Raw genomic sequence first — 16,876 nt, 5'->3', positions numbered from 1 at the left:
TTAACGAACGGAATACCGTGTTTTACCGGAATAACGTCTCGGCCCAGCGGGCCAGCCCGGCGGTAACGGAACCGAAGTCATCACCGCTTTCGATCGGCACATCCGGCAGACACTGGCTGATGGCTGCGCGCAGCAACGGCGAACGGGCGCTGCCGCCGGTCAGGTAAATCACATCCGGCTGGGTTTGACTGTTTTTCTGGGCCTGAATGAGCTGCTGTTTGATGTGCTCCAGCGGTTGGGCAATCGCTTCTTCGAGTTGATTCACGCTGACGTGGGTTTCCAGCTCGGCGGCGATAAACGGCAGGCTAGCCTGCGAGGTGTCGGCCTGTGACAAGGCGATTTTCTGCTCTTCTGCCAGCCTTACCAGTCGGTAGCTGAGGCGCTGACGCCACACCGTCAGCAGGCGTTCCACCCGGTCGGGTTCGCGTGCATCGCGGATTAAATCGCGCAGCAGCTTACCACAGGCACTGCTGTAGAATTCCGCCTGCGCCGGTACGTCGTTGATAGCGACGGCGTTCCACCAGGGCAATACTGGTAGTGCGGTGCCTTTTTCGGTGACGCCGTTCATCCCCAGCAACGGGCAGAACTGCCGAAACGCCAGCATGATGTCCAGATCGTTCCCGCCGACCCGGCAGCCGCTGTGACCTAACAGGCTTTCCTCGCGCTCGCGGCGGGCACGCCAGTCTGGCCCCATCAGCAGCATGGAACAGTCAGTTGTACCGCCGCCGATATCCACCACCAGCACCCGTTTTTCCTGTTGTAGCGTGGCTTCGAAGTCGAGGCCCGCCGCCACCGGTTCAAACTGGAACGCGACCTGCCGGAACCCGGCGCGTTGTGCCGCCCGCTCCAGAATGCCTTGTGCCTGACGGTTGGACGCTTCACCGCCGATTCCCTGAAAGTTGATGGGCCGACCAATGACCGCCTGTTCGATAGGTCGGTCGAGCTGTTGCTCTGCCTGCTGGCGGATGTGCAGCATCATGGTGCAGACCAGATCTTCAAACAGCGCGATTTGCTGGGCTTTCAGCCCGGTCGCGCCGAGAAACGATTTGGGTGATTTCACGAACCAGATGTCTTGTGGGTCATCCATGTAATGCGCCAGCGCCGCCAGCCCAAACCGGACGCTGTCCGGCTGAACCCGGATATCTTCCTCTCGGTTGTAGCTGATAGCGCGTTGCAGCAAGTGGGCGTTTTCACCTTCCGCCGTGACCTGATGATGCCGCCACAGCCATTCGCTGACCGCTTCGCGGCTGGGTGCGCACAACATCGACTGCAAATAGGGCGACTGTTGCTCCAGTCGCAGCAAGCGTGGTGTTCCGTTTTCCATGACGGCCAGCGAGCAGTTGGCCGTACCATAATCAAAGCCGACAAACATTGTTTTTTTATCCCCATGCCAGTAGAGAAGGGGCGGGAATTTACCGCTTGTCTCAGGTCTTGTAAAGACGAAGGGATGGATAAAACGCGTTTATCGTCGGGCGTCAGCGACACAATACGCTGGCTCAGCGTTTGCTGAGCCAGGTTTGAACCAGTTCGTCAAAGGGCAGCGGCCGGGAGAATAAATACCCCTGCATGAAATTGATCTGTTTGCGAGACAGGAATTCGGCCTGATATTCGGTTTCCACCCCTTCGGCAATAGTCATCAGGTTCATCTGCTGCGCCAGGTCGATAACACAGTTAACCAGCGTGCTGGATTGTGCGTCGTGTTCATCGATCATGCTGATAAAGGATTTGTCTATCTTGAGGAAATTTACCCGGAGTTTGCGCAGATAATCAAAATTGGAATAACCGGTGCCAAAGTCATCCAGCGCGATGGAGATACCGGCGGCATTCAGTTTTCTGAAAAAGCCGAGCACTTCTGGCGTCAGCTCGATTTTTTCCCGCTCGGTGATTTCTACGAGCAAATGCACTTTTTTGTTCCCGAACGCGGCGACGAAATTTTGGCAGTCGGTAATGAAATCGTCAGACTGGCAATGCAATGCGCTGATATTGATGCCAACGTGCAGATTATCGGGCAGGCTGTCCATATGCGAGGTCAGGTCACGTAGTACGCTGCTCATCAACGAACGGGTGAGCGGGATAATCAGACCGCTTTGTTCACACAGCGGAATAAAAATATCGGGGGAAATAAAACCGCTCTTCGGATGATGCCAGCGTGCCAGCACTTCCACACCGTATATTTCCTGTGTTTCGGTAGAGATCACCGGCTGGTAATAGGGGATGACTTCCTGCTTCTCAATGGCGCGTCGAATGCCGTCATAAGGGGAGTTAAAACGCGTCGAGTACTTATAGGCCAGAAACCCGGACCCGAGGGCAATCAGGAATACCACCAGCAAGGTCATTTTTTCCTGATTCCAAAAGTCGATAACAGAATATTTATCTTCACGAGGAAAAAGGATGGAAAAATGGTAATGACTGGAGGGGATAAAGACAAAGTTGTGCGAATCTTCGGGGTTAAATGTCGACACCTTATTATCACGTGATATCCAGGTATTGCCGACCAGCAGGTAGAGATCCCGCCGCTTGCTGAGCAGGTCTAGCACGTTGGTCAAGTGCTGGCCATGAATGGCTACGCCAACGCTGCCATCCGCGGTGGTGCCGAGATACATAATCAACGTTCTTTCCGGTGTGACTGAATTACCGGCCAGCAACGCCAGCTCACGCATATGAAAGCGTCCCAATGCAGCAGGGCGATTATCCACGCCATACAGCGACGAACAGTACACCACGTCATTTTTGACCAGGCTGACCGTGCGCAGATGGCTGGCGATCGCCGCTATCATATTCAACCGTCGGATGACATCAGGCGTGCAGAATTGGGCCAGCAGCGGTTTACTGTCATCTACCGCGTCTTTGGCCTCGTTGAGAATGTCTTCAATGTTTTTAACTGCCCTTTCCGCATTGATGTAAGCGTTCTGACGCTCAGTACTATAATCCTGGTAGTAAATAGCCCATAAGCTCACGGCAAACATCGCTAAAAAGGTCAAGACAGCGATCAGTTTATTCATTTGTGTGTGGCCCTTTAGCTGACCTTATAGTTTTTCTATATCGGCGGTTATTCCTTTGATTTTAGTCGGGCCATCACAAATTAGAGCAGAAAAATAATCACGCGGCACAGGTATGCTGTGCCATCTCCTCCAACAGGGTAGTGATAAACGTCAGCCGCTGCGGGTATCCGTTCAGATCCTTGATGAATTTCAGCCGACTGGGACCATCCAGACGATAAACTTTTGGCTCGCGTTGCAGCAAGCCAATCAGATGGGTGGGGTCGACGCGATTATGCTGACTAAATTCGATAAAACCGCCTTTATCGTTACCTTCGATGCGCTTGATCCCCAGCACCTGCGCCTGTTGACGCAAACCCGCCACCTGCAACAGATGACGCGCGGCGTCCGGCAGCTTGCCGAAACGGTCGATCAGTTCCACCTTCAGGTCATCCAGCTCGTTGTCGTTTTTGGCGCTGGCAATACGCTTGTAAAACGACAAGCGGGTATTGACGTCTGGAATGAAGTCATCCGGCAACAGGGCCGGTAGCCGCAGTTCCACGTCGGTCTGGCTGCTGATCAGGTCTTCCAGTGATGGCTCTCGCCCGGCTTTGAGTGACTCCACCGCGCTTTCCAGCAGGTCCATATACAGCGAGAAACCGACGCTCTCCATCTGGCCGCTCTGGTCTTCGCCGAGCAGTTCACCCGCGCCGCGAATTTCCAGATCGTGGGTGGCGAGCGCGAAACCTGCGCCCAGATCTTCCAGCGAAGCAATGGCTTCCAGCCGCTTGTGGGCGTCGCTGCTCATCGCCTTGGGATTCGGCGTAAGCAGGTAGGCGTAAGCCTGGTGGTGAGAGCGCCCAACACGACCACGTAACTGATGCAACTGCGCCAGGCCAAAGTGGTCGGCACGTTCGATGATGATGGTATTGGCGCTGGGAATGTCGATACCGGTTTCAATGATGGTGGTACAGACCAGCACATTGAAACGTTGATGGTGGAAATCGTTCATCACCCGTTCCAGATCGCGCTCGCGCATCTGACCGTGACCGATGGTGATACGGGCTTCTGGCACCAGTTCGTTCAGCCGTTGGGCGGCTTTTTCGATGTTTTCCACGTCGTTGTAGAGGTAGTACACCTGCCCGCCGCGCAGGATTTCACGCAGGATGGCTTCACGCACCACCAGACTGTCGTATTCGCGCACAAAGGTTTTGACCGCCAGGCGGCGTGCTGGTGGCGTAGCGATGATCGACAGATCGCGGATGCCGCTCATCGCCATGTTCAGGGTGCGCGGAATCGGCGTCGCGGTCAGCGTCAGGATATCGACGTTGGCGCGCATCGCCTTGATCCGTTCTTTGTGGCGCACACCGAAGCGGTGCTCTTCATCGACAATCAGCAGGCCCAAATCCCGCCAGCGCACATCGCTTTGCAGTAATTTGTGGGTGCCGATCAAAATATCGACCTTACCTTCCTGTGTCTGCTCCAGCACCTGGGTTTGTTCTTTCTGGCTGCGGAAACGGGACAGCATCTCAATGCGTACCGGCCAGTTGGCGAAGCGGTCGCGGAAATTGTCGAAGTGTTGCTGAGCCAACAGGGTGGTCGGCACCAGCACCGCCACCTGCTTGTGGTTTTCCACCGCCAGAAACGCGGCGCGCATCGCGACTTCGGTTTTACCAAAGCCGACGTCACCGCACACCAGCCGGTCCATCGCCAGCGGGCGGCACATATCGCTCAGCACGGCGTTGATGGCCTGCGCCTGATCCGGCGTGGTATCAAACGGGAACCCCTGACAGAACAGCTGATACTGTTCCCGGTCATGTTTAAAGGCGAAACCGGTGTGTGCGGCGCGCTGGGCGTAGACATCCAGCAGTTCGGCGGCCACGTCACGCACTTTTTCCGCCGCTTTCTGTCGTGCTCGCGTCCAGGCATCGCCACCCAGCTTGTGCAATGGCGCACTGTCCTCGGCACCCCCCGCGTAACGACTGATGAGGTGCAGCGATGACACCGGCACGTACAGTTTGTCTTCACCGGCGTAGTGCAGAATCAGGTATTCCGCCTTGATGCCGCCCGCTTCCAGCGTGGTCAGCCCGGCATAACGGCCGACGCCGTGTTCGAGGTGCACCACCGGTTGGCCTGGGCGCAATTCCGCCAGGTTGCGGATCAACGTATCGGTATTGATGGTGCGGCGGTTGTCCTGACGGCGACGGCTGACACGCTCGCCCAACAGATCGCTTTCGCAGATCAGGGTGCGCTGGCGCAGGGTATCAATAAAACCGTGCTCGCTGGCACCGATCATCAGGTAGCAACCCGGCGAGGTCGTTTGTTCCAGGTTTTTCACCGGCGCAGGGGAGAGCTTGATACGGGACAGCAACTCCTGCAAGGTTTCCCGGCGGCCCTCACTTTCCACGGAAAAGACAATCTGCCCACCGAACTGCTCCACAAACCGGCGCAGCGCATCCAGCGGCGATTTGTTCTGGTGCTGGATAGCCAGGTCCGGCAGCGGCTGGTAACCCAGGTTGATATTGGCGGCTTTGTCCGGCAGCGTGTCGCTGCGCAGTTGTACGCGTGGCCATTGTTTGAGTTCGGCAAACAGCGTATCAACCGGCAGCCACAGTGCCTCCGGCGGCAACAGCGGACGCATGGGGTCGACCCGGCGGTTGTCATGGCGTTGCTGGATATCCTGCCAGAAGCGTTCCGCACCTTGCTGAATGTCGCCGGTATTCACCAGCAGCGTATCAGCGGGCAGATAGCTGAACAGCGCCGGTAACGGCTGGCTAAAGAACAGCGGTTGCCAGTATTCGATCCCGGCGGGCAGCGTGCCTTTGCTGACCTGTTGGTAGACGTGTTCCGCGTCGCGTCTGACTTCAAACTGCTCACGCCACTGGCTGCGGAACAGCTCGGTGGCGGTTTTGTCGGTCGGGAACTCACGGGCAGGCAACAGATGAATGTGCTCGACTTCATTTAGCGTGCGTTGGCTATCGGCGTCAAACAGCCGCAGGCTGTCGATTTCATCGTCGAAGAAATCGATGCGGAACGGCTCTTCACTCCCCATCGGAAACAGATCAAGCAGTGCGCCGCGGGTGGCGAACTCACCATGTTCCATCACCTGATCGACACTGCGATAGCCCGCCTGCTCCAGTTGATTGCGTAGCTTGTCACGCGACAGGCGCTGGCTTTTTTTCAGCATCAACGCATGGCCGTGCAAAAAGGTGTGTGGGCACACTTTCTGCATCAGGGTATTGACCGGCAAAATCAGCACGCCACGCGTTAGCGTCGGTAATTGATACAGCGTGGATAAACGGGCAGAGATAATTTCCTGATGGGGCGAGAAACTGTCGTAAGGAAGGGTTTCCCAATCCGGCAGTGTCATGACCGGCTGAGCGGTAAACTGCCGAATTTCATCGCGCAACCGCAAGGCATTCTGCATGTCAGGGGTAATCAGCACCACCAGTCCGGCGTGACGTTCAACGATCTCAGCGCATTCGACGGCGCAAGCTGCGCCGGTAAGCTGGCCTAACAGGCGTTGTTCACCCGCTTTGCCAGGCAAGGTATAGCGATATTGTTCAGGCATCATCCGATTATCAAGTCTCGATATCCACTAAGAAAAAGTCGGGAAGAGAGAGGGTTAGGGTTCCATAAAGTGGTACTACCCTTTATTATCCTTGTTCACTTTGCTTTAGCAACCTCATCCAGACGGATTTCATGTATCAACCTGTCGCACTTTTCATCGGCCTGCGCTACATGCGAGGGCGGGCCGCGGACCGCTTCGGGCGGTTTGTTTCCTGGTTGTCCGCTATTGGCATCACCCTTGGCGTGATGGCGCTGGTCACCGTGCTGTCGGTGATGAACGGCTTTGAGCGGGAACTGGAAAACAGCATTCTGGGGCTGATGCCTCAGGCCATCATCACCACGTCGCAAGGTTCCCTTAACCCACAGACGCTGCCGTCTTCCTCGCTGTCCAGCCTGAAAGGCGTCAGCCGTATCGCACCGCTGACCACCGGTGACGTGGTGCTGCAAAGCGCCCGCAGCGTGGCGGTGGGGGTGATGCTCGGCGTTAACCCCGACGAGCAGGAGCCGCTGGCGAACTATCTGGTCAATACCCGTTTGCAGCAATTGCAGCCGGGGCAGTATCAGGTGATTCTCGGTGAGCGGCTGGCCAGTCAGCTTGGCGTAAAGCAAGGTGATCAGCTACGGCTGATGGTCACCAGCGCCAGCCAACTGACACCGATGGGCCGGGTGCCCAGCCAGCGTTTGTTTACCGTGGCAGGCACCTTTTCTGCCCGCAGCGAAGTGGATGGCTATCAGTTGCTGGTCAACCAGCAAGACGCCTCACGCCTGATGCGCTACCCGCTCGGTACTATTACCGGCTGGCGACTGTGGCTCAATCAGCCGCTGGCGGTGGACCAGCTCAGCCAGCAGACATTGCCGCCGGGGACGGTGTGGAAAGACTGGCGTGAACGCAAAGGCGAACTGTTTCAGGCCGTGAGGATGGAGAAAAACATGATGGGGCTGCTGTTAAGCCTGATTGTGGCTGTCGCTGCGTTCAATATCATTACCTCGTTGGGCCTGCTGGTGATGGAAAAACAGGGTGAGGTCGCTATTTTGCAAACGCAGGGGCTGACCCGACGCCAGATTATGGCGGTATTTATGGTACAGGGCGGTGGCGCCGGTGTGATGGGGGCGCTGGTCGGGGCGATACTGGGTATGGTGCTGGCCAGTCAGCTCAATACGCTGATGCCGATGCTCGGGCTGCTGATTGACGGCGGCGCGCTGCCGGTGCAGATCCTGCCAACGCAGGTGATCGCCATTGCGCTGGTAGCGATGCTGCTGGCGCTGCTTTCCACGCTTTATCCTTCCTGGCGCGCGGCCGCCACCCATCCCGCAGAGGCTTTACGTTATGAGTAATTCACCTTTATTGCAGTGTCGTCAGCTGTGCAAACGCTATCAGGAAGGCAACCTGTCCACCGATGTGCTGCGTGATGTGTCCTTCGACATGCAGGCTGGCGAAATGATGGCGATCGTCGGCAGTTCCGGCTCAGGCAAGAGTACATTGTTGCACCTGCTGGGTGGGCTGGATTCACCGACGTCTGGCGATGTGATCTTTCAGGGGAAAACATTGAACCAGTTGTCGGCCGCGGCCAAGGCGGCGATACGCAATCGCGAGCTGGGTTTTATCTATCAGTTCCATCACCTGCTGCCAGACTTCACCGCGCTGGAAAACGTGGCGATGCCGTTGTTGATAGGCAATGTGGCCCCGAAGGAAGCAAAAGAGAAAGCGCAGGCGATGTTGGCCGCAGTCGGTCTGGCGCAACGCAGCCAGCACCGTTCTTCAGAGCTGTCTGGTGGTGAACGTCAGCGGGTGGCGATTGCGCGCGCGCTGGTCAATAGCCCGTCGCTGGTGCTGGCGGACGAACCCACCGGCAACCTCGATCAGCGTACTACCGACGCCATTTTCGAACTGCTGGGTGAGCTGAATGTGCGTCAGGGCACCGCGTTTCTGGTGGTGACCCACGACCTGCGGTTAGCCAGCCGACTGGGGCGTCAGTTAGAAATGCGTGACGGCCAGTTACAGCAGGAGTTGACCCTGATGGGGGCGTCACAATGACCTTTCCTCCGCTTTCGCTGCTGGTTGGGTTGCGTTTCAGCCGTGGACGCCGCCGCAGCGGCATGGTATCGCTGATTTCGGTGATTTCTACCCTTGGCATCGCGCTCGGTGTGGCGGTGTTGATCGTGGGACTAAGTGCGATGAACGGTTTTGAGCGCGAGTTGAATAACCGTATTCTGGCCGTGGTGCCGCATGGCGAAATCGAAGCGGTCAACCAGCCGTTCCGTGACTGGCAGCCGCTGTTGCCGAAGATTGAGCGTGTGCCCGGCGTGGCGGCGGCGGCACCTTATGTCAGCTTCACCGGTTTGCTGGAAAACGGTGCCAGCCTGAAGGCTATCCAGTTCAAAGGCGTGGACCCCGAGCAGGAACTCAAACTTAGCGCCTTGCCGCAGTTCGTGCAGGATAACGCCTGGTCGCGTTTTCATGCCGGTGCGCAGCAGGTCATTATCGGCAAGGGCGTGGCGGATTCGCTGGGCGTGAAAAACGGCGATTGGGTAACGGTGATGATTCCCAATAGCGACCCGCAGATGAAATTGTTACAACCGAAACGCATTCGGTTGCAGGTGGCTGGCATTTTGCAGTTGAGCGGCCAACTGGATCACAGCCTGGCGCTGGTGCCGTTGGCCGATGCCCAGCAGTATCTGGAACTGGGCGACGGCATCACCGGTATCGCTATCAAAGCGAAGGATGTGTTTGCCGCTCAGAAGCTGGTGCGTGACGCTGGTGAGGCCATCAATGTCTATGTGTATATTCGCAGTTGGATCGGCACTTACGGCTATATGTACCGCGATATTCAGATGGTCCGAACCATCATGTACCTGGCGATGGTGCTGGTCATCGGCGTGGCCTGCTTCAACATCGTTTCCACGCTGGTGATGGCGGTGAAAGACAAAAGCGGTGATATCGCCGTATTACGCACGTTGGGAGCGGGCGACGGCCTGATCCGCGCCATTTTTGTCTGGTACGGTCTGTTGGCCGGGCTGCTCGGCAGCGTGGTGGGTACGGTCTTGGGGATTGTCGTCACGCTGCAACTGACCCCGATCGTTCGCGGCCTTGAGGCGCTTACCGGCCACCGTTTCCTGTCTGGCGATATTTATTTCATCGATTTTCTGCCGTCGGAACTGCATATGCTGGACGTGATGATTGTGCTGGCGACATCGCTGGTACTGAGCCTGATTGCCAGTTGGTATCCGGCCCGCCGTGCCAGCCGCATTGACCCGGCACGGATATTGAGCGGCCAGTAAATGCTGTGCCACTGCATGGGTGCAGTGGCAACGTTATTCTGTTTAACGCTGGGGAAGCGTCCATGTACTACGGTTTTGACATCGGAGGCACCAAGATCGAGCTGGCGGTGTTTGATGCCGACCTGCAGCGTATCTGGCAAAAACGGATTCCCACTCCCCGTGACGATTATGATGGCCTGCTGCGCTCCCTGCTCGCCCTGACCGACGAGGCCGATACGCTTGTCGGTGGGCGTGGCTTGGTCGGCGTGGGGGTGCCCGGTATGGAAAATGCTGATGATGGAACCCTGTTCGCCGCGAATCTGCCTGCCGCCATGGGGCGGCCATTGCGCGCTGATCTCAGCCGGTTGTTGCAACGCGAGGTCCGGCTCAGCAACGATGCCAACTGTTTTGTGCTTTCGGAAGCCTGGGACGAGGCGTTTCGCTCCTATCCGGTGGTACTGGGGATTATTCTCGGCACCGGCATGGGCGGCGGTCTGGTGGTCAATGGGCAGGTCGTGGACGGAAAGAATGGCATCGCGGGTGAGTTTGGTCATTTTCGCTTGCCGGTGGACGCACTGGATATTCTCGGTGAGACGATCCCACGCGTAAAATGCGGCTGCGGTCGCGTTGGTTGTGTGGAAAACTACCTTTCCGGGCGTGGGTTTGAATGGTTATATACGCATTTCAGCCGACGCACGCGGTCAGCACCGGAAATTATTGCGGCGTTCTATGCCGGTGAGGCAGAGGCGCAGGCGCATGTTGAACGCTATCTGGCGTTGCTGGCGGTATGTCTTGGCAATCTGCTCACGCTGGTCGACCCGCATCTGGTGGTGCTAGGCGGTGGTTTGTCGAATTTTGATGAGATTTATCGCCAATTGCCGCAGCGATTGCCGGGCAGCCTGTTGCCGGTCGCCCGCGTACCGCGCATTGAAAAAGCCCGTTATGGTGATGCGGGCGGCGTGCGCGGCGCAGCATTGCTACACTTGATGGGGCAGCCGACGCCTCGCCAGTCCTAATGGTGGTCTCGGCTGCCAATCCCGCTCTCTGAGCGGACGCAGAACGTACCGTCGGTGCGTTCTAAAGACAATCTAAGGAGCAGACATGCACTCGCGTCAGCGATTACACCGTTTTCGGCAGCGAAAGCGTCTCCGTCATCAGCGTCTGTGTGCCCGCATTTTTCATCTTGATTATCTGGTGGTCAAAAACGTGAATAAACCACGTGTTGTTGTCCTTACCGGAGCAGGGATTTCTGCCGAATCCGGTATTCGCACATTTCGTGCCTCGGATGGATTGTGGGAAGAGCATCGAGTGGAGGATGTCGCCACCCCGGAAGGGTTTCATCGCGATCCGCAAACCGTTCAGAATTTTTACAACCAGCGTCGCCGTCAGTTGCAACAGCCGGACATAACGCCTAATGCCGCGCATCTGGCGTTGGCGGAATGGGAAGCGGCGCTTGGCGATCATTTTCTGCTGGTCACCCAGAACATTGACAATCTGCACGAGCGGGCCGGTAGTAAGCGTATTATCCACATGCATGGCGAGCTGTTGAAAGTGCGTTGCAGCCAGAGCGGGCAGGTCTTTGAATGGACGGGCGACGTTTCGGTGGATGAGCGCTGCCACTGTTGCCAGTTTCCGGCACCGTTGCGCCCACATGTGGTGTGGTTTGGTGAAATGCCGCTGGAGATGGAACGCATTTATCACGCGTTGTCACAAGCAGACCTGTTTGTTGCCATCGGTACGTCGGGCAATGTCTACCCAGCCGCTGGTTTTGTGCACGAAGCGCAGGCACACGGAGCCCATACCGTGGAACTGAACCTGGAGCCCAGCCAGGTACAAAGTCAGTTCGACGAACACATTTATGGCCCAGCCAGCAAAGTGGTGGTGGAGTTTGTTCACACCTGGCTGGCTCGACACCCGTCAACCTGAACCTGATGACTTGCTTGCCCAGCGCGGGCGTATGGCGCTGGGCCTGACGTTAGTCAGTGGTGGCTGTTCCTGTATCAGCGCATCACGGCGGGCACGCAGGCACTCTTCAATTTGGTCGAATGGCAGATTGGCTTCGTGGTTGTAGAAGCTGTATTCGCATTCGATACAGTTGTCGGATGGCTCAGCCTGGCGATTTTCGCTGTTTCGCTGGCTGCGAGATAGCGTGCGCCAAAGGGATGTCAGCATAATTTACCCCACAGAATGACTGGTTGCTGATGTTCTCTACCCGGATAGTTCACGTTGCCAGAAAACCAGCGTACCGACAGCGCGAAGTATGACGGGCATAACAGGCGTGTTGATAATGTCCTATAGGTATAAAGGTAGTCGAAATTTTTGTGATTAAAAAACAATCAATCTGGATAAGATAATCACATATCATGCAATGTGGCGGAGGAATAGAACATGATTCCTTACGGCATACTTTGCGAGCCACTTTCCATTCCCTGGCGAAAATTCACAGCATCAGCTTGATATCACTGCGGATATGCGCATCATGATTGCCATTGTCCGATTGTCATTGCAGGCGACCCCATGCAGTCAACCCCAGTGCGTTATACCCAACTGAAACAGCAGCAACGCAGGCGAGATCGCCAGCGGCTGTTGGGGTTATGGCTGTTGCTGGCGGTTGGAATGGCGATAAGCCTGTGTGCCGGGGAGCGTTGGATTGGGCCAACACACTGGCTGGATTCGGACTCATCGCTGTTTATCTGGCAGCTCCGATTGCCGCGCACGCTGGCGGTGATGCTGGTTGGGGCGGGGCTGGCGATGGGGGGCGCGGTAATGCAGTCGGTGTTCGATAATCCGTTGGCCGAACCGGGGTTACTCGGTGTCTCCAGTGGTGCGGGTGTGGCGCTGGTGCTGGCGGTGCTGATAGGGAAAGGGATGCTGCCGGTCTGGAGCCTCAGCCTGTGTGCCATCGCGGGTGCGCTGCTGGTCACATTGATGTTGCTGCACTTTTCTCGCGTCGGGGTGTCCAACGCGCGCCTGCTGTTGATCGGCGTCGCGCTGAGCATCATCTGCAACGCGCTGATGACCTGGGTCGTCTATTTCAGTACCAGCCTCGATTTGCGCCAGTTGATGTACTGGATGATGGGGGGCTTTAGCGGGGTAGACTGGCGTTACGGCGGATTGATGTTGCTGATGCTGCCGCTACTGGTCGGTCTGGCGCGTTGCGGTGAGGTACTCAATCAACTGGCACTAGGCGAGCTGGCTGCCCGGCAATTAGGGGTCGCGGTATTGTATTGGCGTAATCTGCTGGTGTTGGCGATGGGAGCACTGGTGGGGATCAGTGTGGCGCTGGCTGGGGTGATCGGCTTTGTCGGGTTGGTCATCCCGCATATTTTGCGCTTGTGCGGGCTGACCGATCAGCGCTATCTATTAACCGGGTGTGGGCTGGCTGGTGCTGTTGTACTGATGCTGGCGGATACGCTGGCGCGCACGTTGCTGGCGACGGCGGAGTTACCGGTTGGCGTCGTCACCGCCACGCTGGGAGCGCCCTGGTTTATCTGGCTGCTACTGCGCCATCAGGCATGATCCCACCCTCGTTATTTACAATCGTTATCTCACCATGATGAACAGGTCGGCGGGCAAGCCGGTTTGACAAAAAAGGAACAGGCAATGAGCAATACGTTATACGCAATTCCCCTGCAAACTATCGATGGTCGTCAGACATCGCTGGAAAACTGGCGCAACAACGTGCTGCTGGTGGTCAACGTCGCTTCGCAGTGCGGGCTGACCAGGCAATATGAAGCGCTGGAGAATCTGTATGAAACCTATCGTGATCGCGGGTTTGCGGTACTGGGGTTTCCCTCCAACGAATTTGCCGGGCAGGAGCCGGGTAGCAATGAAGAGATCAACGCGTTTTGTCGCGGGACGTTCGGCGTACAGTTCCCAATGTTTGGCAAAATTGATGTTAACGGAAGCGGGCGTCATCCGCTGTATCAGGCGCTGATTCAGGCACAGCCTGATGCACTGCGGCCACAGGGCAGCGAATTTTACGAACGCCGCGTCAGCAAAGGTCAGGCACCGGCTCATCCGGGCGATATCCTGTGGAACTTCGAAAAATTTCTGGTCAATCGTCGTGGTGAGGTGATAGCGCGTTTCTCGCCGGACATGACACCGGATGACGGTGCGATTATCAAGGCTATTGAGCAGGCGCTGGCACAGTAACCGTGTCTGCCCAAGCGTTGCTGTCCCTGCATAGCGTTAGCGTCGCTGGACGCTTGTCATCGGTTGATGTTCGTTGTCATCCGGGCGAACTGGTGCATATTATTGGTCCTAATGGCGCGGGTAAGAGCACGTTGCTGGCGTTAATGGCCGGATTACAGCCGGGGGGTGGCGAAACGTTGTTGTTGGATCAAGCGATCGTCGACTGGTCAGCGCGTGACCTGGCGCGGGTTCGTGCCTACCTGCCGCAACACCACAGCGCGCTGGCATTGATACCGGTGTTCCAGTACCTGCAGTTGCACCAGCCGCCGCGTTGCGATGCTGCAAGCGTGGACAACGTAGTACAACAGTTGGCTGAGCGATTGTCGCTGACGGATAAATTGCGCCGTCCGCTGACCCGGCTTTCCGGCGGCGAATGGCAACGGGTCAGATTGGCGGCAGTGCTACTGCAAGTCTGGCCGACGCTCAATCCTTCGGCCCGGTTGTTGTTGCTGGACGAACCTGCTGCCAGTCTGGATATCGCCCAGCGAGTGGCGCTGGATGCATTGCTGGCAGCGTTGTGCCGGGCCGGGATGACGGTCATCGCGTCAGGTCACGACCTGAATCATACTTTACATCATGCCAACCGGGTGTGGCTGATGTCGTGTGGTGAGTTGGTGGCACAAGGGGCGGTTGCGGATGTGATGCAGCCAGAAATACTGTCGCCGGTATTTGGGGTGGCGTTTACGCACTATGCATTGGATGGCCGCCACTGGATGCTGGCGCAGCAGGAATGACGGTAACAGAGGCAACACCGATGCATGGCTAATGAGGTTTTGGCTGATTCGTGTGTGACGGCAAGGCAAAATGTGCGATGTAACGCGTTGTCATCATAGAAAAATTCTCTGTTTTCGGCCGATTAATGCCCACACGCGAATGATAATATGACGTAATTCGATTTTTGTGGGGTGCTCTTCACCAACAATTGTTCTTCGTCAACAATCGTCCCCCCCTGTCAACAGCGAGCATGATGCATGAAGTTCTGGAGATTCTGGCTAATACTGATGGCGCTGTTTCTGGCTGGATGCAGCAGTCATGTTCCGCAGAGTACTCGTCTGGGCGATACCGACGAGGTGCGGTCGCAGTTGCACGCCCAACTGGCAACATGGCGTGGTACGCCGTATCGCTATGGCGGTCTGGATCAGAACGGTATCGATTGTTCCGGCTTTGTTTACCTGACGTTTCGTGATCGATTCGGGTTGACACTGCCGCGTTCCACAGAAGCGCAGATGGAAGTGGGCACACCCGTCGACCGTGACGCCTTGCTGCCTGGCGACCTGGTCTTTTTCCGTACCGGTAGCGGTGAGAATGGGCTGCATGTCGGCATCTACGACAATAATGATCAGTTTATTCATGCCTCCACCAGCCGTGGCGTTATGCGGTCGTCGCTGAACAACGTTTACTGGAAACGGGCCTACTGGCAGGCTCGCCGTATCTGAGTTTCCAGCCGCCTGATGGCGGTCTGCTGCTATTCGGGGTTTCACCGTGCCTGCATTACGTTTGCTGATTTCCGGTTCCGCCTATCGGGAAAGTGCCGATCGTGGCTTTCATCATGGAACGTTTTGGTGGCGGATTTTCCTCAACAGCATCACGAAATAAACGCATTGATTGTCTGGTTATCGGAAAGCATTCGTTAATAATTTGACATGGCTATTAGGGCTTTGTCTGAAAAATGAAAAACGGATTGTTTTTCGATACCACCGAATTATAGATTAGTGTCGGTTCCGGTAGTAACCAAATGGGTGTTCGCGTGAAGAAAAGGATTGGGGTTATTTATCATATATTCTTACGGATATTTAAGTGCAGGTTGTTGAGTCAACAATAATAGTTGTTGAATTGGCTTGATGTTATATTCCTCGCTTGAATATTATTGATAATAATCTTTAATGTTTCTGGAGTGGTAGCAGCGAATAGGATCAGGTCAGGCATGAATTGTCTGGCTGCCCGTTACAGCGGGTTTAACCTTTTTAATCTGGCTATAACACTATGCGTATCCAGCTTGAAGTTGACTATATCAGTCAGTATCTTTTCTCTCCGATTTATCATCTGGATTCACGGTTGCTGGCAGTAGAGATGATCGGGCGCTTTCAAAGCACGGTAGGGAACCTGTCCATGCCGCAGGAAATCTTACTGGGCATACTCAACCACCGGCAGAAGCGAACCTTGCTCAGAGAGCAACTGGCAATCCTGAAAGAGAAGTCAGCCTGGTTTATCAATCACCGGGTGACGGTACTACTAAAGATCGATCATACATTAATAAATTTTCTGATTAGCGATGAAGCGCTGGGACAGGAATTTCGTGCATTACCTTTTTTGCAACTTGAAATTAATGAGGGTTTTCCTGATATATGTCGTGGGCGGGATAATTCTCAGCTGACTAAATTAAGTCAGTCTTTCCATTTGTGGCTGGATAATTTCGGTTCCGGAAAAATGACTATGAAGCCATTCTATGATGGTCTGGTTGCCAGTGTAAAAATGGATGCTATGTTCATCAATAAATTATTAACCCGACCTGCATCTGTATCTATTATTAATCCCATGTTGCAGGTGATGAGAAAACATTGCCCCTCACTGAAAGTGGTGGCGAAAGGGATTGATAATATAGCCAGTTTTGAAAAAATAGGTGGGCTTGATATCAATGCTGTCCAGGGGCAATTATGGCCGAGCTTGCCGCCGGAAGCACTGGATCATGCGCTGATGCCGGTCGCCTGTTACGGTTGAGTCATGCGGGGCGTCCAGCTGTGGCTGGCACCCGCCGTTCTGTTTGTAAGCCAACGCACCTGCAACTTGTAGAATGACGGGGATGCCCCCTAAATAATTCGAGTTGCAGTATTGCTGTTTCCATACGGCTAATACCCTTGTATTTACTCCGTGTTAAT

The 16,876-nt window shown here is 55.8% G+C and carries 14 protein-coding genes; 10 read left to right on the top strand and 4 right to left on the bottom strand.

Annotation, left to right across the window (positions count from 1 at the left end):
* Window positions 1–22: 22 nt before the first annotated feature.
* The 3 genes from yegD to mfd form a co-directional block, all read right to left on the bottom strand.
* Window positions 23–1,372, bottom strand: a complete 1,350-nt coding sequence (gene yegD, locus OB87_RS01225) for a molecular chaperone (protein WP_033567630.1) — start codon at window positions 1,370–1,372, stop codon at window positions 23–25.
* 124 nt (window positions 1,373–1,496) lie between these two features.
* The gene (locus OB87_RS01220) at window positions 1,497–3,002 is read right to left on the bottom strand and encodes an EAL domain-containing protein (protein ID WP_033567629.1); all 1,506 of its coding nucleotides are present in this window, start codon (window positions 3,000–3,002) and stop codon (window positions 1,497–1,499) included.
* A 97-nt stretch (window positions 3,003–3,099) separates the two neighbouring features.
* A complete protein-coding gene (mfd, locus tag OB87_RS01215) occupies window positions 3,100–6,552 on the bottom strand; it encodes a transcription-repair coupling factor (protein WP_200884258.1) in 3,453 nt (1,150 codons plus the stop codon).
* 128 nt (window positions 6,553–6,680) lie between these two features.
* On the opposite strand from mfd, the gene lolC reads away from it, so the two are divergent.
* The 5 genes from lolC to cobB all read left to right on the top strand — a co-directional run bounded on the left by lolC (window position 6,681) and on the right by cobB (window position 11,732).
* Window positions 6,681–7,883, top strand: coding sequence for a lipoprotein-releasing ABC transporter permease subunit LolC (gene lolC / locus OB87_RS01210; RefSeq protein WP_033567628.1), 1,203 nt, complete (start codon window positions 6,681–6,683; stop codon window positions 7,881–7,883).
* Window positions 7,876–8,583 carry a lipoprotein-releasing ABC transporter ATP-binding protein LolD gene (lolD, locus tag OB87_RS01205; protein WP_033567627.1) on the top strand — a complete coding sequence of 236 codons (708 nt, stop codon included), beginning with the start codon at window positions 7,876–7,878 and terminating at the stop codon, window positions 8,581–8,583. The genes lolC and lolD overlap by 8 nt, the downstream gene beginning before the upstream one ends.
* Entirely contained in the window at window positions 8,580–9,827 is a 1,248-nt protein-coding gene (lolE, locus tag OB87_RS01200; protein ID WP_033567626.1) for a lipoprotein-releasing ABC transporter permease subunit LolE, read from the top strand. Before lolD ends, lolE begins: the two co-directional genes overlap by 4 nt.
* A 62-nt stretch (window positions 9,828–9,889) precedes the next feature.
* Window positions 9,890–10,822 carry an N-acetylglucosamine kinase gene (nagK, locus tag OB87_RS01195; protein WP_033567625.1) on the top strand — a complete coding sequence of 311 codons (933 nt, stop codon included), beginning with the start codon at window positions 9,890–9,892 and terminating at the stop codon, window positions 10,820–10,822.
* An 85-nt stretch (window positions 10,823–10,907) separates the two neighbouring features.
* On the top strand, window positions 10,908–11,732 hold the full coding sequence (gene cobB, locus OB87_RS01190) for a Sir2 family NAD+-dependent deacetylase (protein WP_033567624.1): 825 nt from the start codon (window positions 10,908–10,910) through the stop codon (window positions 11,730–11,732).
* Here cobB and OB87_RS01185 read toward each other — a convergent pair.
* Entirely contained in the window at window positions 11,724–11,978 is a 255-nt protein-coding gene (locus OB87_RS01185; protein ID WP_033567623.1) for a hypothetical protein, read from the bottom strand. The genes cobB and OB87_RS01185 overlap by 9 nt on opposite strands.
* Before the next feature lie 345 nt (window positions 11,979–12,323).
* Here OB87_RS01185 and btuC point away from each other — a divergent pair, with 345 nt between their 5' ends.
* The 5 genes from btuC (at window position 12,324) to OB87_RS01160 (ending at window position 16,718) form a co-directional block, all read left to right on the top strand.
* Entirely contained in the window at window positions 12,324–13,325 is a 1,002-nt protein-coding gene (gene btuC / locus OB87_RS01180; RefSeq protein WP_033567622.1) for a vitamin B12 ABC transporter permease BtuC, read from the top strand.
* An 84-nt stretch (window positions 13,326–13,409) separates the two neighbouring features.
* Window positions 13,410–13,961 (top strand): glutathione peroxidase, encoded by a 552-nt coding sequence (locus tag OB87_RS01175; RefSeq protein ID WP_033567621.1) that lies wholly within the window; start codon window positions 13,410–13,412, stop codon window positions 13,959–13,961.
* Between the two features lie 2 nt (window positions 13,962–13,963).
* A complete protein-coding gene (gene btuD / locus OB87_RS01170; protein ID WP_072025401.1) occupies window positions 13,964–14,734 on the top strand; it encodes a vitamin B12 ABC transporter ATP-binding protein BtuD in 771 nt (256 codons plus the stop codon).
* 237 nt (window positions 14,735–14,971) lie between these two features.
* Window positions 14,972–15,436, top strand: coding sequence for an NlpC/P60 family protein (locus OB87_RS01165; protein WP_033567620.1), 465 nt, complete (start codon window positions 14,972–14,974; stop codon window positions 15,434–15,436).
* 547 nt (window positions 15,437–15,983) lie between these two features.
* Entirely contained in the window at window positions 15,984–16,718 is a 735-nt protein-coding gene (locus OB87_RS01160; protein ID WP_033567619.1) for an EAL domain-containing protein, read from the top strand.
* Window positions 16,719–16,876 lie beyond the last annotated feature (158 nt).

The sequence above is a fragment of the Dickeya undicola genome (genome assembly GCF_000784735.1).
GTDB lineage: Bacteria > Pseudomonadota > Gammaproteobacteria > Enterobacterales > Enterobacteriaceae > Dickeya > Dickeya undicola.
The sequence above is the reverse complement of the archived record's forward strand: the minus strand, read 5'-3'. Positions and strand labels throughout refer to the sequence as shown.